24 protein-coding genes and 1 riboswitch are annotated in these 26,820 nt (G+C 32.5%); of the genes, 9 read left to right on the top strand and 15 right to left on the bottom strand.

The window, feature by feature from the left end:
* Positions 1-340 precede the first annotated feature (340 nt).
* The 3 genes from Q4528_RS06275 to Q4528_RS06265 all read right to left on the bottom strand — a co-directional run bounded on the left by Q4528_RS06275 (position 341) and on the right by Q4528_RS06265 (position 3,713).
* Positions 341-1,408 carry a Leu/Phe/Val dehydrogenase gene (locus tag Q4528_RS06275; protein WP_046467380.1) on the bottom strand — a complete coding sequence of 356 codons (1,068 nt, stop codon included), beginning with the start codon at positions 1,406-1,408 and terminating at the stop codon, positions 341-343.
* A gap of 258 nt (positions 1,409-1,666) precedes the next feature.
* Complete coding sequence (locus Q4528_RS06270) at positions 1,667-2,812, bottom strand: bifunctional cystathionine gamma-lyase/homocysteine desulfhydrase (protein ID WP_046467379.1); 1,146 nt, start codon at positions 2,810-2,812, stop codon at positions 1,667-1,669.
* Complete coding sequence (locus Q4528_RS06265) at positions 2,805-3,713, bottom strand: PLP-dependent cysteine synthase family protein (protein WP_096807858.1); 909 nt, start codon at positions 3,711-3,713, stop codon at positions 2,805-2,807. The genes Q4528_RS06270 and Q4528_RS06265 overlap by 8 nt, the downstream gene beginning before the upstream one ends.
* A gap of 295 nt (positions 3,714-4,008) precedes the next feature.
* On the opposite strand from Q4528_RS06265, the gene Q4528_RS06260 reads away from it, so the two are divergent.
* From Q4528_RS06260 to Q4528_RS06250, 3 genes are all read left to right on the top strand, one after another.
* A complete protein-coding gene (locus tag Q4528_RS06260) occupies positions 4,009-4,545 on the top strand; it encodes a pentapeptide repeat-containing protein (protein WP_017637020.1) in 537 nt (178 codons plus the stop codon).
* A 145-nt stretch (positions 4,546-4,690) separates the two neighbouring features.
* Positions 4,691-5,569: a glyoxalase III HchA gene (hchA, locus tag Q4528_RS06255; protein WP_303520879.1), complete on the top strand. Its 879-nt coding sequence runs from the start codon at positions 4,691-4,693 to the stop codon at positions 5,567-5,569.
* Between the two features lie 205 nt (positions 5,570-5,774).
* Positions 5,775-6,395 (top strand): LysE/ArgO family amino acid transporter, encoded by a 621-nt coding sequence (locus Q4528_RS06250; RefSeq protein ID WP_177244148.1) that lies wholly within the window; start codon positions 5,775-5,777, stop codon positions 6,393-6,395.
* A 71-nt stretch (positions 6,396-6,466) separates the two neighbouring features.
* Here Q4528_RS06250 and Q4528_RS06245 read toward each other — a convergent pair whose 3' ends face one another.
* The 4 genes from Q4528_RS06245 to Q4528_RS06230 form a co-directional block, all read right to left on the bottom strand.
* Positions 6,467-7,795: a sodium-dependent transporter gene (locus tag Q4528_RS06245; RefSeq protein WP_096807859.1), complete on the bottom strand. Its 1,329-nt coding sequence runs from the start codon at positions 7,793-7,795 to the stop codon at positions 6,467-6,469.
* A 216-nt stretch (positions 7,796-8,011) separates the two neighbouring features.
* Positions 8,012-8,254, bottom strand: a complete 243-nt coding sequence (locus Q4528_RS06240; protein WP_017637016.1) for a hypothetical protein — start codon at positions 8,252-8,254, stop codon at positions 8,012-8,014.
* Positions 8,255-8,281: 27 nt separating this feature from the next.
* Entirely contained in the window at positions 8,282-9,013 is a 732-nt protein-coding gene (locus Q4528_RS06235; protein ID WP_046467405.1) for an alpha/beta hydrolase, read from the bottom strand.
* Between the two features lie 66 nt (positions 9,014-9,079).
* A complete protein-coding gene (locus Q4528_RS06230; RefSeq protein ID WP_046467374.1) occupies positions 9,080-9,754 on the bottom strand; it encodes a phosphatase PAP2 family protein in 675 nt (224 codons plus the stop codon).
* A 485-nt stretch (positions 9,755-10,239) separates the two neighbouring features.
* Here Q4528_RS06230 and Q4528_RS06225 point away from each other — a divergent pair, with 485 nt between their 5' ends.
* The gene (locus Q4528_RS06225) at positions 10,240-10,485 is read left to right on the top strand and encodes a hypothetical protein (protein WP_026083468.1); all 246 of its coding nucleotides are present in this window, start codon (positions 10,240-10,242) and stop codon (positions 10,483-10,485) included.
* Between the two features lie 53 nt (positions 10,486-10,538).
* Here the strand turns inward: Q4528_RS06225 and Q4528_RS06220 are convergent, their stop codons facing one another.
* The 3 genes from Q4528_RS06220 to Q4528_RS06210 all read right to left on the bottom strand — a co-directional run bounded on the left by Q4528_RS06220 (position 10,539) and on the right by Q4528_RS06210 (position 15,119).
* Positions 10,539-10,910 carry a Na-translocating system protein MpsC family protein gene (locus Q4528_RS06220; protein WP_017637013.1) on the bottom strand — a complete coding sequence of 124 codons (372 nt, stop codon included), beginning with the start codon at positions 10,908-10,910 and terminating at the stop codon, positions 10,539-10,541.
* Between the two features lie 118 nt (positions 10,911-11,028).
* On the bottom strand, positions 11,029-13,605 hold the full coding sequence (locus tag Q4528_RS06215) for a DUF2309 domain-containing protein (protein WP_046467373.1): 2,577 nt from the start codon (positions 13,603-13,605) through the stop codon (positions 11,029-11,031).
* Between the two features lie 14 nt (positions 13,606-13,619).
* Positions 13,620-15,119 (bottom strand): NADH dehydrogenase subunit 5, encoded by a 1,500-nt coding sequence (locus Q4528_RS06210; RefSeq protein WP_046467372.1) that lies wholly within the window; start codon positions 15,117-15,119, stop codon positions 13,620-13,622.
* 786 nt (positions 15,120-15,905) lie between these two features.
* On the opposite strand from Q4528_RS06210, the gene Q4528_RS16825 reads away from it, so the two are divergent.
* Complete coding sequence (locus tag Q4528_RS16825) at positions 15,906-15,974, top strand: hypothetical protein (RefSeq protein ID WP_219906379.1); 69 nt, start codon at positions 15,906-15,908, stop codon at positions 15,972-15,974.
* Between the two features lie 660 nt (positions 15,975-16,634).
* Positions 16,635-17,492 (top strand): trypsin-like serine peptidase, encoded by an 858-nt coding sequence (locus tag Q4528_RS06205; protein WP_083426153.1) that lies wholly within the window; start codon positions 16,635-16,637, stop codon positions 17,490-17,492.
* Positions 17,493-17,595: 103 nt separating this feature from the next.
* Here Q4528_RS06205 and Q4528_RS06200 read toward each other — a convergent pair whose 3' ends face one another.
* The 5 genes from Q4528_RS06200 to xpt form a co-directional block, all read right to left on the bottom strand.
* Positions 17,596-18,795, bottom strand: coding sequence for a GTP-binding protein (locus Q4528_RS06200; protein WP_017637009.1), 1,200 nt, complete (start codon positions 18,793-18,795; stop codon positions 17,596-17,598).
* 218 nt (positions 18,796-19,013) lie between these two features.
* Positions 19,014-20,555: a glutamine-hydrolyzing GMP synthase gene (gene guaA, locus Q4528_RS06195; RefSeq protein ID WP_017638437.1), complete on the bottom strand. Its 1,542-nt coding sequence runs from the start codon at positions 20,553-20,555 to the stop codon at positions 19,014-19,016.
* A 25-nt stretch (positions 20,556-20,580) separates the two neighbouring features.
* Positions 20,581-22,047 carry an IMP dehydrogenase gene (guaB, locus tag Q4528_RS06190; protein ID WP_017638438.1) on the bottom strand — a complete coding sequence of 489 codons (1,467 nt, stop codon included), beginning with the start codon at positions 22,045-22,047 and terminating at the stop codon, positions 20,581-20,583.
* A 36-nt stretch (positions 22,048-22,083) separates the two neighbouring features.
* The gene (gene pbuX, locus Q4528_RS06185; RefSeq protein ID WP_046467370.1) at positions 22,084-23,352 is read right to left on the bottom strand and encodes a xanthine permease PbuX; all 1,269 of its coding nucleotides are present in this window, start codon (positions 23,350-23,352) and stop codon (positions 22,084-22,086) included.
* Complete coding sequence (gene xpt / locus Q4528_RS06180) at positions 23,352-23,930, bottom strand: xanthine phosphoribosyltransferase (protein WP_017638440.1); 579 nt, start codon at positions 23,928-23,930, stop codon at positions 23,352-23,354. Before xpt ends, pbuX begins: the two co-directional genes overlap by 1 nt.
* A 264-nt stretch (positions 23,931-24,194) precedes the next feature.
* Positions 24,195-24,297: riboswitch (purine riboswitch) on the bottom strand.
* A gap of 214 nt (positions 24,298-24,511) precedes the next feature.
* Here xpt and Q4528_RS06175 point away from each other — a divergent pair.
* From Q4528_RS06175 to Q4528_RS06165, 3 genes are all read left to right on the top strand, one after another.
* On the top strand, positions 24,512-24,919 hold the full coding sequence (locus Q4528_RS06175; protein ID WP_029056579.1) for a general stress protein: 408 nt from the start codon (positions 24,512-24,514) through the stop codon (positions 24,917-24,919).
* 162 nt (positions 24,920-25,081) lie between these two features.
* The gene (locus Q4528_RS06170; RefSeq protein ID WP_046467369.1) at positions 25,082-25,750 is read left to right on the top strand and encodes a hypothetical protein; all 669 of its coding nucleotides are present in this window, start codon (positions 25,082-25,084) and stop codon (positions 25,748-25,750) included.
* Between the two features lie 117 nt (positions 25,751-25,867).
* On the top strand, positions 25,868-26,767 hold the full coding sequence (locus Q4528_RS06165) for a coiled-coil domain-containing protein (RefSeq protein ID WP_046467368.1): 900 nt from the start codon (positions 25,868-25,870) through the stop codon (positions 26,765-26,767).
* Positions 26,768-26,820 lie beyond the last annotated feature (53 nt).

Genomic DNA, 26,820 nt, shown 5'->3' with positions numbered 1-26,820 from the left:
TGAGTATCATATCTCATCAATTTCATTACACAATTAAAAAGGGAGTTAGACAGAAATAATATTTTCCTAAAATTTATTTCGTAGTCTAACCCCGGCAAGGTTGACTAGAATTTAAAATAAAGTATCACTACTATTTTTAAATAGTTTAGTGATACTTACACATTAGCTTTAGCTAAGGTGTTCCACTAAGGATTACATGAGTTAGCACTCATGCATAAGTAATTCTAATTTCTAAAGAAAAAGAATTACTTTATCAGTCAACTACTGCCAATATAAAATTGTAGCCTGAGACAGTTATTTATCCCAGGCTACAACAATTCTATATTTTATTTCATCATTTTTATTTTCTAATATCATGAATACGTGACATTTGATTCATACGTGTTTCAGCAAAATGTTGTGAAGCTTCTAATGGTGTCTTATTTTGTTCTTTAGCAATATCGAATATATGTTTTACAATTTTATCAATACCTTCAATACTTTCTTTAGCTCGTTCTTCGTTATAACCATTTAATTCGTCAGCTGTATTGATTACACCACCACTATTAACAATATAGTCTGGTGCATATAATATACCTTTTTCTTCTAACATTTTACTATGTTTATTTTCATCTTTTAATTGGTTATTCGCTGAACCACATACGGCTTTAACTTTTAATTGAGGAATAGTGTCATCATTTAAAATACCACCTAGTGCACATGGTGCGAAAATATCCGCTTCTACTGAAAAGATGTCATCTGGTTCGACAAATTGTGCATTAAATTCATCAACTGCTCGTTGTGCGTTATTTTTATTGATATCAGTCACAATTAACTTAACTCCGTCTTCATGTAATAAGCGACAAAGTTCATATGATACGTGACCTACACCTTGGACGGCTACTGTTTTACCTTCGAGTGATTCACCATTAAATTGTTCCATAGCGGTACGTTTCATTGCTATATAAATACCATAAGCTGTCATTGGACTAGGATTACCTGCTGATCCAAATGATTGACTAGTACCGCAAACATAAGGTGTTTCTTTATAAATCAAATTCATTTCATGTTCAGATGTACCTACATCTTCTGCTGTATAATAACGACCATTTAACGTATTAACATAACGACCTAATGCTCTATAAAATGCTTCTTCATCTTCTTTATTAGGTGAACCCATCACTACTGTCTTACCTCCACCAAGGTCTAAGCCAGCAGCTGCATTTTTATATGTCATACCACGTGCTAAATTCATAGCATCTTCTATTGCTTCTTCTTCAGAATTATAATCATTTCTAACGCGACAACCACCTAATGCTGGTCCAAGTGTCGTATCATGAATACAAATAATTGCCTTTAAGCCTGTTGCTTTATCTTGGCAAAAAACCATTTGTTCATAGTCTTCTTGTTCCATAGTTTCGAAAATCATTAAAAATACCCCTCTCTATAATTCAATGTACATTGTTCGCATACCCTGACAATAAATGAATAATCTTAATTTAAAACACGCACAATATTAGCCAAATTGAGAATTATATGAAAATTTATTTACACTTAATTTTCTATTAAAAATAAAAAACTGACGACAAAATTTGATTCTTTGTCGTCAGTTTATACTAATCTCGATCTATTAATGTTGTGAATTATTAAATGAAAGAAAGATACGCTTATATATGACTAATTAGATTTAATTTAATGTGTTAAGTGCTTGTTTTAAGTCATTGACTAAATCATCTGTATCTTCAATACCTATTGATAAACGAATTAAGCCGTCAGTAATACCTTCTTTAGCTCGCACATCTGATGGGATAGACGCATGTGTCATTAAAGCAGGTACTGAGATTAAGCTTTCAACTGCACCTAAACTTTCAGCTAAAGTGAAATATTGTGTTGCGTGAATCACTTTTTTAGCTGCTTCAGTATCTTTCACTTCAAAAGCGATTACACCTGTATGACCGCCTGCTTGCGCTGCATGTATATCATAATTTAGGTGACTTTTCACACTTGGATGGAATACTTTTTGTACACTGTCATGAGATTGAAGCATATCAATAACCGCTTCAACATTACGATTAATTTGTTCCATACGTAAGCCAAGTGTTTTGATTCCTCTTACTAATAAATAACTATCTTGTGGTCCAAGAACGCCACCTGTTGAATTAGAAATAAAACCAATACGTTCTCCTAATTCATCGTCAGCAGTTACTACTAATCCAGCTACTACATCACTGTGTCCGCCAATGTATTTAGTAGCAGAATGTAAAACAATATCAATGCCAAAGTCTAATGGATTTTGATAATAAGGTGTCATAAATGTATTATCTACAACAGAAATTAAATTGTGTTTTTTAGCAATTTCTACAGTACCTTTAATATCTGTTACACGTAATAACGGATTAGAAGGTGTTTCAATATATAACATTTTAGTTTCAGGTTTAATATATTTTTCAACTTCATCAATATTTGTAGTATCAACAAAATCAACATCTAATCCGAATCTTGTAAATACTTTAGTTAATGCACGATATGTGCCACCGTATACATCAGAATTTAATATAAGGTGATCGCCTTTATCTAATAACATAATAACTGCACTAATTGCAGCCATACCTGACCCAAATGCGAAACCATGTTTACCATGTTCTAAATCTGCAATGACACTTTCTAATGATGCACGCGTTGGATTGGCTGTACGAGAATATTCATAACCTTGACGTAAATCTCCAATATCATCTTGTAAGTAAGTACTTGTTTGATATATAGGTGTTGTTACAGCACCTGTATATTCGTCTGTAGTATGTCCGCCATGAATCATTTGTGTTTTTTTATTCATTATCATCCATCTCCTTATAATTAAATATTTGTTTTGACATATATCGATCACTACCATCAGGGAATATGGTTACGATTATCCCTTTGTCTAATTGTTGTTTTAATTCAAGTGCACCTTGTAATGCTGCACCAGATGAACTACCTACAAGTAATCCTTCATTTTTAGCAATATTTTTTACGTTTTCAAAAGCATGTTTATCACTAATTGTAAAAATACCGTCGACTAAAGTTTTCTCTAAAAATCCAGGCCACTTCTCTGAACCAATGCCCTCTGTGTCATGAGCATGACTTGGTCCACCATTTAATATCGAGCCTTCTGGTTCAACAATATAGCTTTTAACACCTAAAGGTTGTAAATGTCTTGCTACACCTGTAAATGTACCACCAGATCCAGCACCAGCTACGAAATAGTCAATATGATTCAGTTCATCTGTAAGTTCTTTCCCCAAGGTGTGTGTATAGGCATCAGGGTTATGTTTAGTTTCAAACTGATTCATATAAATGGATTGTGTGTCAGTAGCGTATTGTTTGGCAACTTGTTGTGCTCCAATCATACCTTCATCTTTAGCTGTTCTTTTTACATCAGCACCTAACGCACGCATAATTGAAATTTTCTCTTCAGAAAAGCCTTCAGGTGCAAATATGACACATTTTAGATCGTAGCGATTAGCTGCTATAGCTAATCCTATGCCAGTATTTCCAGCCGTAGCTTCCACTATAGTATCACCGCGTTGAAGACGCCCTTCTTCTATTGCTTGTTCAACAAGATACTTTCCTAGCCTATCTTTGACACTGCCTCCAGGATTAAATTGCTCAAGTTTAGCATAAATTTTAACGTTTTCATCACTATAACTTTCTAATAAAACAAGTGGTGTTTGTCCAATCAAATCGTATGCAATCATGTTATATATATACATCTCCTATGTATTTTAAGGAAAACTATACAATACCCTTTTCCCATATTCCAATAATTCTTATTTAACAGGTATGAATTATAAATGATTTTAGAATATTTTGCAATTTCACTGTTTATAATAAATCATATTTTTATATTTCTATTTTCAAACTCAATCAAATGTGCCAGAAGCCATCTCATGTTATGATGAATAACGTATATTAATTCTATAAATTTATATTTATTTTTCCTGTATAAGAAAAGAAATATCATTTAACGCTAGTAAAGGAGTTTGTAATTATATGGCAAATAAAGACTTATCGCTATCTGTATTCACTCAAGAAAACTATAAAAATGTAAATCATAATTCAACTAATTTTAGAAATTCTATGTACGATGAATTAGAAGTTAATAAAAGTCGTTTTAAAAATTGTAATTTTAATGAAGGTATATTTAAAAACATTAACGCTGTCTCAAATAGTAAATTTGTAAATAGTAGTTTGAATGACTGCATATTTGAACAAGTTAATTTTTACAAAAACCAATTTAAAAACATTAACGCAGAAAATACAACGTTTGATGAAACAACGATTAATAATACAGTCTTTCAAGATGTTGTATTTGATGGCAATACGTTTAGTGAGGTTAAAATCACTGATACTACATTTAAAAATGTCACTTTTAAAAAAACAGAAATTAACCAATCTGTATTTGAAAATATAAAATTGAAACACTGCTTCTTTGATCATGTGACATTTAAAAATACTAAATTACCTCAAAATATTGCAGAAGAACTTCAAAAACAAAATGTAATTTTTGAAAATGTACAATACATCTAATTCAACGTGTACACTTAGACCTTATAATGCTGTCTTAGTGTACATTTTTTTATATTAAAAGAGAGACATGTAGCTATTGGTTTATGTTTATGAAGCATCTTACAAGGTAATAAACATTACAAACCTACGAAAGAAGGAATTGAATATGACTCAAGACACAAATGAATTAAGTAAAGCGCCAACGCCTGATAAAGCGGAGGATAATGCATTTTTCCCTTCTCCTTATTCATTAAGTCAATATACAGCACCTAAAACAGACTTTGATGGTGTCAAACATAAAAACGCTTATACTGGAGGTAAATGGAAAGTATTAATGATTGCCGCAGAAGAGCGATATGTATTATTAGAAAACGGCAAAATGTTCTCCACAGGTAATCACCCAGTAGAAATGTTATTACCATTGCATCATTTAATGGAAGCAGGTTTCGATGTCGATGTAGCTACATTAACGGGTTATCCTGTAAAATTAGAACATTGGGCTATGCCTGAAGAAGATGAGGCTGTTCAATCAACTTACAATAAATTAAAAGAAAAACTAAAACAACCAAAAGTGTTATCAGAAGTAGTCAAAAATGAACTCGGTGCTGATTCAGATTATATTTCCCTATTTATACCTGGTGGACATGCGGCTGTAGTTGGCATTTCCGAAAGTGAAGATGTACAACAAACGTTAGATTGGGCATTAGATTATGATAAGTTTATTATCACATTATGTCATGGTCCTGCTGCATTATTATCTGCTGGTTTAAATAGAGAATCATCACCATTTGAAGGCTATTCAGTTTGTGTATTCCCTGATGCGCTTGATGACGGCGCTAATATCGACATTGGTTACTTGCCAGGTAAACTTAAATGGTTAGTTGCAGACTTATTAAGCAAACAAGGACTTAATATTGTAAATAAAGAAATGAGTGGCCAGACACACCAAGACCGTAAGTTATTAACTGGCGATAGTCCATTAGCTTCAAATAATCTTGGTTTACTTGCAGCAGATACATTAGTCGCGGCCACAAAAGAGTCATAATCTAATTTGTTAATCTCAATTTCAAAATATATGTTTCATAGCCCAAAGCATTTAAAACACAACTGCTTTGGGCTTTTTTATGAGAACAATCCCTAATAAAATATTTAATATTGAAAAGTATATATGTCTTCCGTATAATATTTTTAAATATTCAGATATTTAAACTTTTTAAGATAAATATTCTAGCTCATAAAAAAGGGGTACTATTATGCAACCTATGATTCATGGATTCTTACTTGCTTTAGGTCTTATCTTGCCATTAGGTGCTCAAAACGTATTTGTATTTAACCAGGGAGCTAATCAAAAGAAATTAACCAAAGCATTACCAGTCATTATTACAGCAGGTTTATGTGATACGACTTTAATAGTATTAGCTATATTAGGTGTTTCACTCGTTTTAATGTCACTACCTATTTTACAATTAGTAATTTATATTATTGGCCTAGCCTTCTTATTATATATGGCTTGGTCATTGTGGAATGAAAAGCCAAATAATTTAGAACATATGGAACCTATGAGCGCTAAGAAACAAATCGGATTTGCACTCTCTGTTTCACTACTTAACCCTCACGCGATTATGGATACAATCGGCGTCATTGGTACTAGCGCTTCTATGTATCAAGGTAATGAAAAGTTATTATTCGCAGTGGCTACTATTTCAGTCTCTTGGATTTGGTTTATTTTTTTAGCAGTCCTTGGAAAAATGTTAGGATCTGTTGATAAAACTGGTAAATACATCATTATTTTAAATAAAATCTCGAGTATTATCGTTCTCATTGTCAGTTTACTTATCATCAAAAATATTTGGCGTATTTTGGTTAGATAACATAAAAAGGCTTATCGAAATTCGTAGTTTCGATAAGCCTTTATTGCTATATTTTTATCTAAAATCTAGTTTTAAAATAACTGAACTATAAATACTAAAATAATTACGATTGGCATGACAAATTTAATTAAATAATACCAAGGTAAAAATAGTTTGAATTTGTCTCTACCAAAGTTTTCTCTTAATAAATTTTTATCTAATAATTGGCCTACAACAAGTGTAGTACCTACCGCTCCTAATGGCATTAGAATATTAGATACAATAAAATCCATGTTATCGAATACAGTGCCAGCGCCAAATTTAATTCCACTTAAACTACCGAACGATAAAGTGGCTGGGATACTAATAATAAATACGAGTATACTTGCGATAAGTGCAACAGGTCGACGTTTAGTATTATCATTTTTTGTAAAATTAGAAACGTTTAACTCTAATAATGAAATAGATGATGTTAATGCTGCAAATAAAAATAAAATTAAAAAGATAAGATAAAAGACGATACCGAAATGCATTTTATCGAATACTAAAGGTAGCACTTTAAATAATAAACCGGGCCCTTCTTGCGGCTGGTATCCGAATGTTTTTAACGCTGGAAAAATAGCTAATCCCGCTAAGACTGAAACTAAAATATTCATCAATACAATTGAAATAGCCGATGATTTGATTGTCATAGCTTTCGGAGCATAACTTGCGTAAGTAATCATCCCAGTCGTTCCCAATGATAATGTAAAGAAGGATTGTCCAAGAGCAAATAAGATGCCTTCCATAGATATATCTTTAATTCGGGGTTGCAATAAATAACGTACGCCTTCCATAGAACCGTCTAAAGTTAACGATTTTCCAACAACTATTATTAGAAAGATAAATAATAACGGCATCATGATTTTGGAAGCTTTTTCTAAGCCTTTTTCGACACCGAGCATGACTATAATCATTGTTAAGAAAATAAAAATGCCCTGTCCTGTCACTGTTAACCATGGATTACTAATAATCGCTTCAAATTGAATTTGACCAAGATCAGATGTATTCGACGTAACTATTTGCCAAATGACATTAGCCATATAGATTATAATCCATCCGCCAATAACACTATAGAAACCGAATAAGATAAATACTGCTAAGTTACCATTCCACCCTATAATATTTAACCATTTTTTGCCTGTAAGTTTACTATATATTTGTGTGGTATAGGTTCTTCCCATTTTCCCAACTGTAAATTCCATAACTAATAATGGTAGTCCTACAAATATGGTGAAGATTAAAAACATTAATAAAAATGCGCCGCCACCGTAAATGCCTGCCATATAAGGAAATTTCCACATTGCTCCTAGACCTATTGCAGAACCAGCACTTGCTAATATAAAACCAGTTGATGTCTTCCATTCTGATTGTTTGCTCATATCCGATCACTTCCTTTAGCACGTTAAAGCGTTTATGTATTTAAGTAACACTTTACCATTTATAGCATATATGTGCAATATCCATCTAAATTGTCAGAATAATAAAAAAATAGCCTTGCTCACCTTTTTCAATTTATATTTAAATATAAACTGAAAATGAATGAGTTATGACTATTTTCCTTGTAACATTATTTTAAATTTTTAGCTTTTCGTATTTTAACTGCTATAAGTGATTGACTGTCCATCATGTACTTCTTCAATCTCTAAACTTTCAATGTGATCAACATTGATATAATGGATGCTATTTCCCTTTTCTAAATATAAATATGGCAACTCATCAAATTCATCTAAAATTCGTCTCACACATTTATCTTTATCTATGCCATTTTCAAATGTCTTAAATTCTGTATATGTTTTACCCGAAGTCGTTATATATGTTAATAAAAAAGTCCTTTTCATCTATGAACACGCCCTTTTATAAAGATATTATTGCTCAGTGAAGAACTTAACAATATCTTGCTCCAATTCGTCTCTACCCTCACCATGCGTCATCAAGTGTTGATTGCGTGGGAATTCTTGTATCGTTTTATGTTCACTACTGATTTGGTTGAAAATATAGTGGGCACTGTCTTCATAAGCCGCTTCATCCTGACCACCATATACTATTCTTGCAGTTGCAGTAATTTCATTCAAATGTGACATAATATCATTAATAACCTCTTGGAATGTTTTTATATCATTTTGATAATCCTCTATTTGCGCTAATTCATGAGTGCTTTCACTTTCTGATAATCTCATTATGTCATTCATACGTTTCCCATATTTTTCCAAACGCCAAGAGATACCTGCTTTCGTCTTTTCACTTGGTGCAGACATGACGACAATACGATTTAACTCAACGTTTTCAGCTAAACGTAATGTGAATAAACCACCTAATGAGACGCCAGCAACATTAATTTTCTCAAATCCTTCACTTTTTAAAAATTGATACGCTTCTTGCACGCAATGCCACCAATCTTCAACATTGTACGCTACAAACTGTGTCACTGGTAGTCCGTGACCAGGATAATTAGGTACATAACAAGTAAATCCTTGTTCATTCAATGTTGTTGCAAGATGTTTCACGTCTTTAACGGTACCTGTAAATGAATGTAATAATAATATCGCTTGATTGTTTGTACCTTTTAAATAAAGTGGACTTGGTGATTTAATATTCATCATGTCGTACTCTCCTCACTTTTAAAATTTAATACGTATATAATATCACTTTTAAAAAGACATTAACTATTTGTCTTTTAACTTTAATTTTTTAAACAATGGATATACAGCAAGCCATAGTGCTATCCAGGCCAATGCTAATGTGACACCACCAATGACGTCTGTAAGGTAGTGCGCATGAAAGTATAATCTACAAAATAATATACTTAACCACAATATGATCGCAAGAACGAGCATTGCGTACCTCAATATAGCATGGCGAACTACTGGTATAATCACAAAAATCATTGTTACAAATAATAGCGTACTGGCATTAGAATGACCACTAGGGAAAGAATACCCTTTGTCAACGACTAAATGATTAAACGGTCTTGTACGCTCTATTGTCATTTTGATTAATATATTCATTAATGTGCCACTTAAAATTGTTAAAATAAACCATAAAGCAATATGTTTATATCTAAACATTAAAACTACTGTAATAATAAGTGACATAATAATTACACCACTTACGTCGCCTATAGTGGCAGAAAATGTCATATAATGATTGAACCAATTACCTTCAAAATTTCGATGTGGTGTACCAAATTCCTGAGTAAGCCAATGTAATGACTTTAAATCAAGTGTTTTTAAAAATGCGCCTTCATGAGTAATACGCAATGCAACAAATATAAACAAGCACACACTGATTAAAAATAAAGGAATGGTAAATTTTCCTGTCGTTATTTTGTTGTTTATCATATAATCTCCTCTATCTCTTACAAACTTTAGTTACTTAACTCTTATATCATATACAAAATGACCATATGTTGGGCTCGGCCTTATGTCGGATTTTAATTATGTTAGATTTGCTATTTGATAACTGTGTCCATCAAAATCTCTTGGACTAAGCCATCGTTTGTACCATTATTTAAACGTCTATTATTTTGACCTATATTCATTATATTTCGTTAATGATATCCTTTGTGCTTTCAACCATTACATATATTATATACAATTCAATCGCTTAAAGTGAGGTTAAGATACCATTTATAATTGATATTAAATGACTATAGTGCTTTGGAATTCTCATACCTTTTGCATATAAATTATTGTATAATTGAATTTATAAGAATAATAAAAATCTAAAAAATATAGCTATCACACGTTAAAAACGTATTCAAATATAAGTACTGTAATCATTCAACTGTACCCATTTATGTTTGATAGTTAGAAAGGTATCCTTTATGAGCAAAATAATATTAATCTATTGTGCCTTGTTAATTACATTATTTCGCTTTTTCTTACCTATTCATCCCTCATTTGACACACTATTATATTGGTTATTCATTCTCTATATGATACCTATTATTTTATGTATTGTCGGTTTCAAAGGTGATAAATTACTAGCCTCTATGATTATTTTTCCGAATTTATTAGGTATCATTTATAGACTTTATGTTTACGTGATGTACTTATTATATTTAAAATAAAAAACAGTATGACCTTTGTCTATTAACGTAAAATCATACTGTTCCTATATAAATCAAGCTTGGTTGATTAATTTTTCAAAGTTGTCTTTTAATTTAAAGACAATCACACGTTCACCTGTAACGGTACTTAAATCGCTATGGAAACTGACTACTTCAATTCCTGTAATTTGATGAATAATGTTATTAAGATCATTTTGACCCGATTCAACTAATTCAGATCTTGTGCGTTTAATATTCAATAAACCTTCACTCGTCTCACAAACGCGATATTCTGCAGGTGTTAATATTCCTTGCAAATTGATAATCACCATATCTCTTAGTATGTCAGTTTTAACAGATAAAGAACCTCTTCCTAAATAATCCTTTTCCCACTGAGTGATCGCTTTACTAATTTCAGCTTCATATACACCTTTAGACTTTTTCATATAGACGACTCCTAAATATTGATTACATATAGTTTAACATTTTCCATATTATTCGAAAATAACATCAAAAACGCCATAACCAATTGTTATCTCTTAAGTAAGCTATCTATATATACATTTACCAATCTTTCCAACTATGATTTTCATCAATACTAGCTAGACGTACCCATCCATTATCGACTTTTTGAGCAAATTTTTGATTATCTGCTAATAAGCGTTGAATATGCGTATCAGGTGCTTGAATAACGACTAATAAACGTATTGGCGAATGGTAAATTTCGTTATCTTGAGCCATTACTGATTGCCAAGGCAAACCGTACATTAAGTCACTAGAGTTACCTTGCATGACACCAAGTCCAGATGTGACTGATTGTGTTCTCTTATTACCACTACCATAGTAATGTGGTGCTACAGTTGAAGCATAATATTGTAGGTTAATCCATTGTGCAACTAGTGCTGGTCCAGAAATAATTGTATTGAGTAAATGACCATCTTGATCTTCTGTCCAATCGTAATTATGCAAGAATGCTCGAGCTTCTAAATTACTGTTTTCAGTAATTGAACGTTTACCAATAACAAATTCGGCATTTTTAGCTAATCCCCATTCAGGTCTTATCTCACTCCAATCACTGGCATATTGATATGCTGCTGCAACTGGGTCTTTATGCTCTTTATTTAAGTTAGGCAAGTTTGCCAAACGTTCTAAATTAGCTTTATAACTTACTTGTGGCATAACAGATTCTATTAAATCAAACGCTTGTTGTGCACTTTCTGTTAATTCTGGGACATATATCCATTCCAACTTATCTACAGAAGTTTTATGTTCTGCCGCAACAAATACAGTTTCATCAGGAATATTAATGTTATCTTGTTTCAGTGCTTCTCTTACAGAAGACATATTGCATAACATCGCTAACAATTTAGCATTAAATCCACTTGAAGCCCCTCCACAAGCACCACACTCTAGTGAAGAATGATAAGGATTATTATGAGATTCACTACCGTGTCCACCTAATACGACAAGTGGTGCAAAATCTTTCGTTAAATCCATTAATTGTAGTGCTTGTTTACTAAATTGAACTTGCTCTTCTTCCGTTAAACCAATAGGAAGTTCTGAATACACATGATGCTCTCTTTCGATGGTTAACTTTGTTTCAGGTTTGTTAAGCCATTTTTTAGTGAACCGATGCGCAAATTGTCTTGCTTTTGTTGGTATTAACGTATTGGCAATGGTATTTAGACTTAAAAATGGCCCACTTAATTCTGGTAATAATAGACTAGGTAGAACATTATGTTTCATTAATTTAAACGTATAAAGCATTGATGTAATTGTATGTTGTTGTTGCTGATAATATTCTAATTTATGGCGATCTGCGTATTCTTGAATTTTGTACGCTGGTGGTACCATGACAGGTAAAGATTCATGATCGAATTGTGCGTCAATAACTTCTTTTTTAATAGGTAAACCAAAGAAACCGGCAATACCTATTGTTTCAAATGGGCCTTCTCCTTCGAGATGACGACGAAACGGTTCAGAACGAACATCGATACAAAACGCTAACTGGGCTTGTGTCTTTTGTGGTTCACTATCTGAATTTGACGACTCATAAATTGTATCTACTAAATCACGTTCATGTGTTTCTTCCCATGCATCAAGCCATAATTTTTGGAAATACTGTCTATGATATGTTCTCGCAAAATCTAAGTATCTTATTTTATCTTCTTTAGATAATTGATCCCACTCTTCAAGTGATAAATGACCATAAAACATTAATGCTATAACTAAATCTACGTCTTTATAGTGATAAATATTAGACACGTTGTATTGTTCTTTAGTTGTTGATAATAAAATATATTCAGTGGCTAATCTTATTGCTATGTAATCTGTTAAGAGTTGACGCTCTGATTCATTTTCTTCTGCTCTATAATACATCATCCCAGCCCAACCTGGTAAAGCTAACAACTGTCCTTCTATATAAGCTTGCCAGTCTGCACTTTGAATATTCAAATCTGTTAATACTTGGCTAATCATTTCGTGTGAAGTAGATGCACACTGACGAACAAGTTGTCTTGCTTGTTTAGACAGATTAGGATCATGTTGTGCTAAATGTAACCATGCAGTATAAAAGCCTTGCTCTCTCTTAGGCATAGTCCAACTAGATTGAAACTGGTCTAAATACAGTTTAGACCACTTAATCATATGCATATCTACCTCATCAATTAATCGTTCACCTTTTGCATTAACACTATCCGCACTCTTAGGTCGGTATAAATCTTGATTTACATCTCTGTTTGAAACCTTAGGTAAAGTTTCAAAGATACGATGACGCATAGTAGTATCTAAAAGATCATCTGAAATTGGTTCAATATGTTTAATGTTATCTATATAACGTTTTTCAAATTCGGTTTCTACTTTGATATTAGACGATTGAATTGCTTCATTTAATAATGTTTCAAAGATTTCTTCATCTATCTCACCATGTTGTACAGCATTTTCAACCGCTCTATAATTAGGATAAATATCGACATCTCTTATATCTTTTAGCCATGTAGCTATTTCGTTAAATGTTTGTCCTTCCAAACCTTCCCAAGGATTTCTCGCAGCAAAAATAGAAATTGGTGATAACGGTGTAATGACACGCTTAGCCTCAGAGACAATCATTTCGATATTGCTATTTTGTTGTGAATTAACCATAGTTTTTCACCCTTTTATAAATACTTTTTCAAATATGTTGGATGGCTTTCAACTGAAGCTGATTTCGCCTCACCCAATTTAACTAACCATAAATACAATACAGCAAATGCATGCGAGTTACGATGTCGTGATACCCAAATACTAAATACACTTCCAAATACTAAGATAGCAATGCTTATAATGCTACTTATAATCGGTGGATGCGTCACACTAATATCCACTGTGCTTAATAAATATTTAAAGAAATGATGCGTCACAATATAAACTACAGCAACAATAATAATCATACAAACACCAACCACTTTACCCATAATCGTCTTACTAAAGGCAACTAGTTGATTCCATGACACCATTAACGACCATGCTAGTATAAGCGAGCTAATTAGCTCATAAGCGCTATGATCACTATTCATCCAAAATAGCACTGCAATCACTAACGCCAATAGTCGACCTAACAAGATCCATCCATATGATCTTTTAGCACTAGGTGGCGTTGGTATATTAAATCTGCCAACTACAGATCCAGATTGTAAAAATAATGTTGCTTTAAATACGCCGTGTAACACAAGATGAATAATAGCTGCCGAATATGCACCTAATGCACATTGAACAAGCATAAAGCCCATTTGACTCATTGTAGATCCTACAAGTTGTCTTTTATAGTCGACATGAACCAAACTGATTCCTGAACCAAGTAACACTGAGACACTCGCAATCAACAATAAAACTGTAATCGCTATTGCATTATCAAATACAGGTGCGAATCTTGTTAATATAATCCCACCAGCATTGACTATTCCGGCATGCATAATAGCTGATACAGGTGTCGGTGCTGCAACAGATTCAATTAACCAACTTTGGAAAGGAAACTGTGCTGCGGGAATAATCACAGCTAGTACAATACATAAATCTATAATTAATTTCATACCAAAAGATAAATGACTATAATCAACTGCTACTTCATCAATATACCAATGACCTGTAAAAATATATAACAAACCAACAGCTACAACTAATGCTAGCCATCCAATTAAAAATAATTTAGCAGAAATTTTAGCAGCCTCGTGCGGTACTTTCCAGAAACGATTAACTCTAATTAATAACGTAAGGCATAATAATGTTGCGCCCCAACTTACAACCATAAATCTTAAATCACCACTTAACCATGCAACAGATGCAAAAACGGTAATCAAAGTGAATAATGGGAAATATTGACGATAATTTTTATCTCCAAGCAAATAACGAACACAAAACTTTTGGATAATAAAACCTAATATTAAAATGAAACTTCCCATTAACCAAGCCAATTTATCTAATTTAAAAGGGCCAATGATAAGTTGATTTGTCGTTGAAAATAATCCAATCAGTCCTACAATGATAGGTAAGACAAGCATATACATATGTATCTTAATATATTGAGTGGGAACTTTAGCAGATAAAAATACTAAACCACTCAGCATAGCAATGAGTAAAGTGATAAGGAACACAATTAAGAGTGCATTCATACTTAACATCGATACCTCCTCTGTTTAAATTTACGTACTATAAAAAGCCTACAATAGACAATATCCCACACTCTGAATTATGAGAAACATGCTACTATAGGCTTCATTTCAACTTGAAATATCATCAACATTACGACTTGAATTTTAAATAAGTTAGCGGTCTTTACTCCTTGTGAAAAAGTCGACTTAACTTCTCATTTTCCTCGCATTTTAAATCTACGTATGTATTTTAATCTTAGAATGATGTTATTTCCTTTTAAAAAGCTACCTTTTTAATTTTCTGTGTCCGGTCAAAAGCCAACTATTCTTTCACTCTCGATAAACACTATAATTTTATAGCAATCATCGCTAGCTAAAGCTTAATTCTACTTTTGAGCATATTAATATTAATATAGTCGATGATATTAACTATGTCAAATCTCATACCAATAAGGACGCTAATTTTATATGAAAATTCAATATCTTTACAACTTCAAAACAGCCATGTAAAGCTTTTGTAAAGGCATTTAATAGTTAATACACTTAGGCATGAAATTCTGTGAGTTATTCAATGAAAACGCCCAGTTATGACCTTCAAAATACAAGTTAGGAAATTTCGTCATAAACCATCCTTTATCTCGTTACAATGTATTTAACAAGTCAAACAAGGGAGGTAATTATAATGGAAATCATCTCAGGCATTGTTTCTTTAGTAAAAACAATCATCGACCTTGTAAAAGGTAATAAATAATTCGTCTTTAATGACGATTATATGTATTTAAATAACACTAATCCATTTAAAAGGGAGGGCTATACATGAGTATTATTTCAGGTATCGTTTCTTTAGTGAAAACAATCATCGATCTTGTAAAAGGCAATAAATAATCTAATATTATCCAAAAATTGCACTAACCCAATAAATAACTCATTCTGATTGAAAAGGAGGACTATCAATGGAAATCGTTACAAGCATCATTTCAATCATCAAAACTATCATTGGCTTCTTCAAATAAAGACAATAAATATATAAAAGAGGCGAGACATTAGGTCTCGCCTCTTTTAGTTTGCATTACAATAATACGGAAATAAACGGTTCAAACAGTTTACACCTTATTAGATATAATATGTCCATCTCATTCGTTCCTATTGATTGTGTCATTAAAAAACATCTAACTCTACATGAGAGCTAGATGTAATCGGATAAAATGATTTCTTTGTTACAATAAAAAATATCACATTTATATAAGAAAAGATATAGATATTTAGTGAATTATTCTTTAAAGCAACATTTTTATGATTCGAAAAGTCGTTGTTTTATTTTATGCAGTAATTATCAATTTATATTATTGCTATTATTGTTACATTTTACATATTTATTATTATTAATTAATCAATTACAACAAATTTTAGATTTTCTATTGTAATACAACTTATTTCACATATAATGAAACTGATTGATGATAATAAATTTACAATAATCATTATTTTATTTTGACTTTTTTTAAAATTTCGTATCAACTTTAAAAAACAAAGGGGACTTCTATTTTGTCATATTTCAAACCAATAAAAACGATTATTAGCAGTGTCATGATCACTACAATTGCGTTGACAGCCACTGCAACATTTTCTCAACAAGCGCATGCTGAAACAGATCATTACTACCGTGATGGATTAAATTCTCCATCTGACCAACAAGCTTATCCCAAAGCTAAGAAAATAAGTAAAAACTCAATCAGTATTGAACATTATACAAAAGCTAATAAAAATAATTTAAAAGCGATTGGTCGAGTTTCTAATATGAATGGCCATAAAGGTAAAGGCAAAGATTCAATGGGCACAGGTACAGTTATCGGAGATCATACGTTTGTTACAAATGCTCATGTTATTGATGATAAAAATGGGAAAGCCGCTTCAGCGAAATATATCTCGTTCGCAATGAACCGAGATGGGAAGCATATTCCTTATAAATTCCATGCCTCTGATGTAAAAAAATTATCAGGTTATGATATTGCTGTTGTTCATACCAAAGAGAAAATGTCTAAATATGCTAAGCCAATACGATTAGCAACTGACAAGGAAATCAAAAGATTAAAATTTAATACACCATTATATTCATTAGGATATCCATGGCAAAATGGCGACAATACTAAAGCTTATTTTAGTAAATTAAGATTCGTCCAATTTTCAGCAAATGGTACTGAAATTATGACAAAAGATATTTTCAGAGCTGGTGCTTCTGGTTCTCCTATGTTAGATGGGAAATATTCAAAAATTTATGGTCTTCGTACTTATGGCTATAATTTATGGAATAATTCTACAGATAAATATGCCAAACAAGAAATCGCTGGCGGAGAATCATTTAAAGGAAAAGCCGGTAAATTTGTAAAAGATAATATTAAATAATTTAAAGGTACGCTCTTGTACTACTGTTACTTTATAAGTAGTACAAGGGCGTATCTTTTTTATATGTAGTTTTCACGTGAAACTTTATTTTTTAAAATCTAAATTATTGGGATGTAATCGTCCAATGATACGGGTCTGACAATTGTGACCAATCTGCATCAATTTCATTACTATTGATTAAACATTGATCTAAATCTTTAATGATTTGCTCTTGATTCAAATTTGTACCGATAATAACAAATTGTGTATGACGATCTCCATATTCTAAATCCCATTCTTCTGCAACATCAGGTCTTTCTTCTAAAATCATTTCCTGCTTTGCACGTGGCATACTCGCTACCCAGTATGTTACTGGATATATCGATTGAGACGATCCAGCTTGAGAAAATAGACATGCAACTTGATTATATTGAGCTAACCAGACTATTCCTTTAGCTCTAACAATATTTTCCGGCATGTGTTCTAACCATTCATTAAATCTTTCAGCATGGAAAGGTAATTGTCGACGATATACAAATGAAGAAATTCCATATTCCTCAGTTTCTGGTGTATGTTCCGCATGGCCCCCTTCTGTTAATTCTTTAATCCAGCCAGCAGATTCACTTGCTTTTTCAAAATCAAAACGTTGTGTATTTAATACTTCTGATAAATCAACCTTAGCATTTACAGTTTTAATCACTTTCGCTTCAGGTTGAAGTGTCGTTAAAACTTGTTCTAATCGATTTAATGCATCTTTTGATACTAAATCTGTTTTATTAATAATCATCACATCGCAAAACTCTACTTGGTCGATAAGTAAATCCGCAATGGTACGTTCATCTTCATCACTTACACTTTGATCACGATCTATTAATAAATCTTCGGAATTAATATCGTTAATAAATCGATTAGCATCTACAACCGTTACCATTGTATCCAATCGACAAATGGCCGTTAAATCAATCCCTAATTCTTCATCGATATAAGAAAACGTCTGTGCAACAGGTACTGGTTCAGAAATACCTGTGGATTCAATCACTATTTGATCAATACCACCCTTTTTAACAATACGTTCAACTTCTTTTAGCAAATCATCGCGCAACGTACAACAAATACAGCCGTTTGATAGCTCGACTAATTTTTCATCAGTTCGAGATAAACCTCCACCTTCTGCTACTAAGTCTTTGTCGATATTCACTTCACTCATATCATTAACAATAACCGCAATTCGTCGTCCCTCACGATTTTGTAAAATATGATTCAATAATGTTGTTTTACCAGAACCTAGATACCCACTTAACACAGTTACTGGAATTTTAGCCATAATAAACTCCCTTTCTTTTTCTGTTATGTAAATAGTAATTATTACGTTTTACATTCTATAGGATTAATTACGATTAATCAATAAAGATTTAAAATAAGATTATCGAAAAAAAGTCCTTAAAAATATTGAACAATTTATACATGGCTTATTCAAAGCAAAATAAAAGGCTAGAAAAACCGCTAATATAGGGTTTCTAGCCTTAATTTTAAATTATTTTATTATTCCCACTCTATTGTACTAGGTGGCTTAGAAGTAATATCGTAGACAACGCGGTTAACGTGGTCAACTTCGTTAACGATACGGCTTGAAATCTTTTGTAAGACTTCCCAATCGATACGAGCAAAGTCACTAGTCATACCATCAATTGATGTTACAGCACGAATTCCTACTGTATGATCGTATGTACGGTAGTCACCCATAACACCTACAGATTGAATACCTGGAAGTACAGTGAAGTATTGCCAAATGTCTCTTTCAAGACCTTCTTCTCTAACTACTTCTCTTAATATCGCGTCTGATTCACGTACGATTTCTAATTTATCTTCAGTAATTTCACCAAGTACACGGATACCTAAACCAGGACCTGGGAATGGTTGTCTCCATACTAAATGTTCTGGAATACCTAACTCGATACCTAAAGCACGTACTTCGTCTTTAAACAACGTGTTAATTGGTTCGATTAATTCAAATTCCATATCTTCAGGTAATCCACCTACATTATGGTGAGATTTAATTGTTTGAGCTGTTTTAGTACCTGATTCAATGACATCTGTATAAAGTGTACCTTGCGCTAAGAAATCTACGCCTTTTAACTTAGATGCTTCATCATCAAATACATAAACAAATTCATTACCAATGATTTTACGTTTTTGTTCTGGGTCTGATACACCAGCTAATTTATCCATGAAACGATCTTGTGCATTAACACGAATAATATTCATGTTGAAACCTTCACCAAATTGTTCCATAACCATGTCGCCTTCACCTTTACGAAGTAAACCATGGTCGACAAAGATACAAGTTAATTGATCACCAATCGCTTTGTGTAATAATACAGCAACAACAGATGAGTCTACTCCGCCACTCATGGCACATAGTACTTTTCTGTCACCTACACGTTCACGAATTTTTTCAATTTCGATTTCAATAAAGTTCTCCATTGTCCATTCGCCTGTACAATTACAAACACGACGCACAAAGTTTCTTAATAAATCATTACCGTATTCAGTATGACGTACCTCTGGATGGAACTGAACACCATAAATACGACGAGATTTATCTTCGATAGCTGCATAATCTGTGCTTGGGCTATCAGCAATAACTTCAAATCCTTCTGGAATCTCGATCACTTTATCTGAATGACTCATCCATACAGTTTGTTCTGATGGTAAGCCAAAGAATAATTCATCAGATTTCGCATTAATGATTGCTTTACCATATTCACGTTCATTGGCACGCTCAACTTTACCACCTAATAATTTAGTAGTTAATTGCATACCATAACAAATACCTAATACAGGAATACCTAAGTTATAAATTTCAGGGTCGATAGTAAATGAACCTTCTTCATAAACTGAATTAGGACCACCTGATAATATAATACCTTTTGGATTCATACGTTTAATTTCTTCAATAGAAATTTCATGGTCGTGTAACTCACTATATACACCCATTTCACGTATACGTCTTGTGATTAATTGGTTGTATTGGCTACCAAAGTCTAAGACAAGAATTAACTCTTGCTCTTTCGCCATTTCCATAATTGTCGTTCTCCTTTAAATCTTATTAGAATGAATAGTTTGGTGATTCTTTAGTGATTTGAACATTATGTGGGTGGCTTTCTGCTAAACCAGCTGGTCCCATACGTGTGAATTGTGCTTCTTCACGTAATTTTTCAAGATTTTCAGAACCAGTATAACCCATACCAGCTCTTACACCGCCCATAAGTTGATAAACTGTATCTTGTAAAGGTCCTTTATAAGCTGTACGGCCTTCAATACCTTCTGGTACGAATTTCTTAGGCGTTTTATCTTCTTGGAAGTAACGGTCATTTGAACCTTTTTCCATAGCACCTAGAGATCCCATACCGCGATATACTTTGTATTGTCTACCTTGGAATACTTCAGTAGCACCAGGACTTTCTTCAGTTCCTGCTAATAAGCTACCTAACATTACAGCGTGTCCACCAGCTGCCAATGCTTTAATGATATCTCCAGAGAATTTAATACCGCCATCTGCAATAATTGCTTTGCCTTGTTTACGTGCTTCAGTTGCACAATCATAAACAGCTGTAATTTGTGGTACACCAACACCTGCAACTACACGAGTTGTACAGATTGAACCTGGTCCAATACCAACTTTAACTACATCTGCACCCGCTTCAAATAGTGCTTTAGTCGCCTCAGCAGTTGCCACATTACCAGCAACTAATGTGATGTCAGGATATTTTTCTTTGATATGTTTAACTTGTTCGATAACACCTTTTGAATGACCATGTGCAGTATCAATAACAAGTGCATCAACGCCTGCTTCTACTAATTTTTCAGCTCTAATATCAGTATCTTTAGAAATACCGATTGCTGCCGCTGCTAATAAACGACCATTAGCATCTTTAGCTGCATATGGGAATTCTAATACCTTTTCAATATCTTTAATTGTGATTAGTCCTTCTAAACGGCCATTTTCTACTAAAGGAAGCTTTTCAATTTTATGTTCTTGTAAAATTGATTCTGCTTCATCTAACGTTGTACCTACTGGAGCTGTAATTAAGTCTTCTTTAGTCATTACATCTGAGATTTTAATAGAAAAGTCTTCAATAAAACGTAAATCTCTATTAGTAATAATACCTACTAATTCTCTATCTGTTTTATTGTTAACAATTGGAACACCTGAAATACGGTATTTACCCATTAAAGCTTCTGCTTCAAAAACACTTTCATCAGGAGTTAAATAGAACGGATTACTAATAACACCATTTTCTGAACGTTTTACTTTTTGTACTTCATCAGCTTGCTCTTCGATACCCATATTTTTATGGATAACGCCTAGTCCACCTTGTCTTGCCATCGCAATTGCCATTTTAGATTCTGTAACTGTATCCATACCAGCAGAAATAATCGGAATGTTCAATTGAATTTTATCTGATAAACGAACGCTTAAATCAACATCGCTTGGTAACACGTCTGATTGAGCTGGAATTAATAATACATCATCGAATGTTAATGACTCTTTAGCAAACTTATTTTCCCACATTTAAAAACAGCCTCCAATATTATATAGTTTGTTCTATTATTTCACATTTTCTTCACTTTGTTTATAGTTTATACCATTAAAAAAGAAATTTAGGATAATTGCAGAGATAGCGCCTAAAACAATTCCATTTTGAGTTAACCATGCAAATTGTTCTCCTAAACCTTTAAATGCTTGTGGTACGGCACTAATTCCTGTACCTAAACCAACTGATACAGCAATAATTAATAAGTTATTTTGATTTGCAAAATTAATTTTACCTAAAATACTCACACCATATGCCATTACCATACCAAACATTGCTATCATAGCACCACCTAATACTGGTAATGGAATAATGTTAGCTAAAGCACCTAATTTAGGAATACATCCGCAAATAAGTAATAAGATTACCATTCCATAAATTACTTTATTCTTCTTAGCGCCTGATAAAGATACAAGCCCAACATTTTGAGAATAAGCAGTATATGGGAATGCATTAAACATAGATCCTATTACTATAGCTAGACCTTCCGCAGTGTAACCTTTACGAAAATCTTTTCTTTCTAATTTTTTCCCAGTAATCTCACTTAATGCGTGATAGACACCTGTTGATTCAATTAAACTTACAATGGCTACTATAAAGAATACTAACGTTGCACTTAAATCAAATCCAAATCCTGAAAATCGGAATGGCATTGGTATACCAACCCAATTGGCTTCTCCAACTTGTTTGATATCCACAATACCAAAGATACCTGCTAAAATTGTTCCGATAACTAACCCTATTAAAATAGCGATAGATTTCAAGAATCCTTTAGTAAATCGTTGGAGAATTAAAATGACAATCAGTGTAACGCCGCCTAAAATGATATTTTTAGGATTACCGTAGTCTTTAGCACCCTCGCCACCTGCTAAATAATTCATTGCAACTGGCATAAGATTGATACCAATAATTGTTACAACACTTCCTGTTACTACTGGTGGGAAGAATTTAACTAAATGAGAGAAAAATGGCGCTATAATAATCACTAAGATACCTGATAGGAATAATGAACCGTATAATACACCTAATCCTTTTGTCTGACCGATTAAAATCATAGGTGCAACCGCCGTAAAAGTACACCCTAGGACGATTGGCAATCCGGTACCTGTCACCTTATTAACTTGTAAGAATGTAGCAATACCACACATGAAAATATCAACTGTAACTAAATACGCAATCTCTTCTGGTGTGAATTTCAAACTAGTACCAACGATAATCGGTACTAAAATCGCTCCTGCATACATGGCTAATAAATGTTGAATACTAAGAATAAAATTCTTCATTAATTTTCACCTAATAGCGTCACTTTATTACCTTTTAATGATGCCACCTTACATAATGAAGATACATTCAACCCTTCATCTTCAAGTCTTTGACGACCATTTTGGAAGCTTTTTTCTACGACAATACCAACGCCTGCAGTTTTAGCATTGGCTTGTTTAACAATCTCATTTAAACCTAATGATGCATCGCCATTAGCTAAGAAATCATCAATAATTAAGACCGTGTCATCTTCACCAAGAAACTCTTCAGAAACGATAACTGTACTTGTCTTATTTTTAGTAAATGAATGGATATCTGTTTGATAAAAACCATCTTTCAAAGTACTAGGTTTTGCTTTTTTAGCAAATAAACATGGTACATCAAAATGAAGAGCAGCCATAATGGCTGGTGCAATACCAGATGCTTCGATAGTTAATATTTTAGTAATACCTTCATTTTTAAACTGATTATAAAATGTTTGCCCTACTTCATGCATTAACTTTGCGTCAATTTGATGATTTAAAAAACCGTCTACTTTCAAAATCTTTTCATCAATGACTACACCATCTTCTTTTACTTTACGTCCTAACGACTCCACCCGGAAAACCTCCTCAAATTTATGTAATCCATAGACTTGTTGATACAAAAAAATCCCCAAACTTTGATTAAGTTTCAGGATCTATGAGGGAACGTGCAATACATTGCGTTAATTAGCAAATAGAGAAGTAGATACGTCAAATTAATCGATAATTAAATGTATACAAATAGATAAAGGACCTTTGTAAGATTGCATAACAAATCCCTATATCAATAACACATTTAACATTAGCCCTTCATATTTTGATCGATTTAAACTGCTCCTAAGTATTGAGTTGTTACCCATAGTCATGTCGTTCAAGGCGACATGGTAGAAACTTCTAAAGCCATATTCTTTAGATTATATGAGTCATATAAATTATTTAATGATGATAGCAAATTTCAGCTACTTTTTCAATATCTATCATACACTATCATCCTTGTCTTAACAGTAGTTCTCACTGAAAGCGTTTTGATTTTTAATTCAAAAATAAATTTGGTAAATAAATCAGTAAAATTATATAATTATATAAACAAAAGTTTTATAATTATAGGGCAAGGGTATAGAATTTGAACTAAGAGAAAAAATAAGGGGCGATAATCATGGCAGAAATTACAGTAGTAGAAAATCAATCAGAATTATACAACGTGATTAACCAAAAGAAATCTGAAGGCTATTTAGAAAGTGAATTAGCAGTTATTAGTCGTTCAAAATTACATTTAGATGATTTACACGATTCTCAAATTAGTTTAATTGCTACAAGCGGTTCATTTAGTGACCGTATGTCTAGATTACTTATTGGTGAAGACGGCGAACAAGCTGTGCTTACAAGATATAATCTAAGTGATGACGAAATCGAAAGTCATAAACAAGACATTTTGGACGGTAAATTTTTAGTTATTGCTAATCGTGACCGTTCTTCTCATAATGAAGTTGAAGAACATAATGCAGCATATGAAGAAATTGACATTACACATTATGCTTCTGAATCAAAAGGACCAAAATCATAATTTGCTAATGTTAAAACAATGCTAAGCATGGCACTATAACTGATACGCAATGTCGTTACAGTTATAGTGTTTTTTTATAAATATTTTCATACACATTCATCTTTCCGTACCAGGTACAAAGTTATGATATAATTTACAAAATATATTTTCGGGGGTGTCATAATGGAATTTAAAACGATAACGTCTGCTAACGACCCATATTTCAACGAAGCATTACAAATTTACGATTCAAAATTAGACATCAGCCTCACAGAAGACAGTCATATTTTCAAACAATCACTTGAAAATAATAAGACTGAAAAAGATTATGCATTTATTGTTGGTGTTGAAAATGATGAAGTTGTTAGTATGGCTAGTGCACATTACGAAGCAACAACAAATTCTGCTTTCCTCATTTATCTCATCACTAAGAACAAAGATAACCATGATGAGGTCATGTCTAAAACATTAGAAAAAATTGAAGAACAACTAAATGTTCTATCTAACGACATTCATGATAGAGATATCAATTTTATAATGATGGAAGTTCCAAGAGAACCTCTAACAACTGACGAAGAAACAAATAAAGTACTTGAGCGTCGCAGACAATTTTTATATGAACATCAATTCGAAAAACAAACCGAAATTGATTATATTCATCCAAATTATACTAATGATGAAGATCCCAAAGAAATTGACTTGTTTATCAAAGCTAACATTCTTTTATCAAAAGATATTTATGGCACAAGTGTTAAGTCTAACTACATTCTTAAATATGTCTTCGCCAACCGTATTTCAAGAGATATAATATATCCATTACTTGAGCAAATGAAATTAAGAAGCCCTCTGTAACAAAACTTGAAATTAACTATAAATAACGGTAAACTATCATATGAGGTAAGACTGAGGTTTCACTAACCGTAGACAACCGTCAGTATACATAAACCATAATATGAAAGGACTTTATTAATGTTAACTAAAGAATTCGCACAACGCGTCGAGCTAAGTGAAAAACAAGTCCGTAAAATCGTCCAACATTTAGAAGAACGTGGCTATCAACTTAGTAAGACTGAATATCGTGGACGTGAAGCAACTGATTTTAAAGAAGAAGATATCGAATTATTTAAAGATATTGCTGATAAAGTAAAGCAAACTAATAGCTATGATTTAGCATTTGAAGAATTAGAAAAGGAAAAAGATTTCCTTCAAGTCTTAGTAAAAGAAGATAATAGTCAATTACCAACTGATCAAAATATTTCACAATTGGTAGAAGACTTACGTAGTGAAATTCAAAAAATGCGTGAAGAACGTCAAATGTTAGGCCAAATGATTAGTCAAGTTCATCATCAACAACAAGAATTAAAAGAACTACAAAGCCAAATTACTTCTAAAATAGATGCTAACACTGAATCATTAAAAGCGATTCAAACTACACAAGATGCAATACAATCAACTCAACAATCTCATACTAAAAAGTTAGATGAGCAACAAGCTATTGCTTCTGAATCAAAACAAAGCAATAATGATGCTGTGAATAGTACTTCAAGCCAAAGTACTTCATCATCACAATCTACGTCACTTTCATCAAGTGAAAATAATTCAGAGCAAAATAAAACAATTGCATCTACATCAGTGTCAACAACTACTGACAGCTTGAGCACTTCTAATAGTGTTGATAATAAAAAAGAAAGTACATCATTAAGTACTTCAGAACAATCAACTCAAGCACAATCTACATCTCATTCAACATCTACATCTGAAGTATCTAATACTAATAAAGACCATGTTGAATCACAATCTTCTCCTCTAGCTCATCAAGAGCCTAAAGAAGAGAAAAAAGGATTTTTCGCTAGATTATTTAACTTATAATAAAAAAGAAAAGTGTTAGGACAAAGTTGTAATTGTCCTAACACTTTTTTAAT

The sequence above is a fragment of the Staphylococcus pasteuri genome, from assembly GCF_030547725.1.
Taxonomy (GTDB): Bacteria; Bacillota; Bacilli; order Staphylococcales; family Staphylococcaceae; genus Staphylococcus; species Staphylococcus pasteuri.
This window is presented reverse-complemented; position numbering and strand designations above follow the sequence as displayed.

Excerpts from the sequence above, each read along its gene's own strand:
- Q4528_RS06235 (WP_046467405.1), bottom strand. The coding sequence starts at position 9,013 with ATGAATATTAAATCACCAAGTCCACTTTATTTAAAAGGTACAAACAAT.
- Q4528_RS06210 (WP_046467372.1), bottom strand. The coding sequence starts at position 15,119 with ATGTTAAGTATGAATGCACTCTTAATTGTGTTCCTTATCACTTTACTC.
- Q4528_RS06230 (WP_046467374.1), bottom strand. The coding sequence starts at position 9,754 with ATGATAAACAACAAAATAACGACAGGAAAATTTACCATTCCTTTATTT.
- Q4528_RS06165 (WP_046467368.1), top strand. The coding sequence starts at position 25,868 with ATGTTAACTAAAGAATTCGCACAACGCGTCGAGCTAAGTGAAAAACAA.
- Q4528_RS06215 (WP_046467373.1), bottom strand. The coding sequence starts at position 13,605 with ATGGTTAATTCACAACAAAATAGCAATATCGAAATGATTGTCTCTGAG.
- Q4528_RS06260 (WP_017637020.1), top strand. The coding sequence starts at position 4,009 with ATGGCAAATAAAGACTTATCGCTATCTGTATTCACTCAAGAAAACTAT.
- Q4528_RS06170 (WP_046467369.1), top strand. The coding sequence starts at position 25,082 with ATGGAATTTAAAACGATAACGTCTGCTAACGACCCATATTTCAACGAA.
- Q4528_RS06270 (WP_046467379.1), bottom strand. The coding sequence starts at position 2,812 with ATGAATAAAAAAACACAAATGATTCATGGCGGACATACTACAGACGAA.
- guaA (WP_017638437.1), bottom strand. The coding sequence starts at position 20,555 with ATGGAAATGGCGAAAGAGCAAGAGTTAATTCTTGTCTTAGACTTTGGT.
- pbuX (WP_046467370.1), bottom strand. The coding sequence starts at position 23,352 with ATGAAGAATTTTATTCTTAGTATTCAACATTTATTAGCCATGTATGCA.
- Q4528_RS06200 (WP_017637009.1), bottom strand. The coding sequence starts at position 18,795 with ATGGCTAAAATTCCAGTAACTGTGTTAAGTGGGTATCTAGGTTCTGGT.
- Q4528_RS06220 (WP_017637013.1), bottom strand. The coding sequence starts at position 10,910 with ATGAAAAAGTCTAAAGGTGTATATGAAGCTGAAATTAGTAAAGCGATC.
- Q4528_RS06245 (WP_096807859.1), bottom strand. The coding sequence starts at position 7,795 with ATGAGCAAACAATCAGAATGGAAGACATCAACTGGTTTTATATTAGCA.
- Q4528_RS06225 (WP_026083468.1), top strand. The coding sequence starts at position 10,240 with ATGAGCAAAATAATATTAATCTATTGTGCCTTGTTAATTACATTATTT.
- guaB (WP_017638438.1), bottom strand. The coding sequence starts at position 22,047 with ATGTGGGAAAATAAGTTTGCTAAAGAGTCATTAACATTCGATGATGTA.
- Q4528_RS06175 (WP_029056579.1), top strand. The coding sequence starts at position 24,512 with ATGGCAGAAATTACAGTAGTAGAAAATCAATCAGAATTATACAACGTG.
- Q4528_RS06265 (WP_096807858.1), bottom strand. The coding sequence starts at position 3,713 with ATGATTGCATACGATTTGATTGGACAAACACCACTTGTTTTATTAGAA.
- Q4528_RS06275 (WP_046467380.1), bottom strand. The coding sequence starts at position 1,408 with ATGATTTTCGAAACTATGGAACAAGAAGACTATGAACAAATGGTTTTT.
- hchA (WP_303520879.1), top strand. The coding sequence starts at position 4,691 with ATGACTCAAGACACAAATGAATTAAGTAAAGCGCCAACGCCTGATAAA.
- Q4528_RS06240 (WP_017637016.1), bottom strand. The coding sequence starts at position 8,254 with ATGAAAAGGACTTTTTTATTAACATATATAACGACTTCGGGTAAAACA.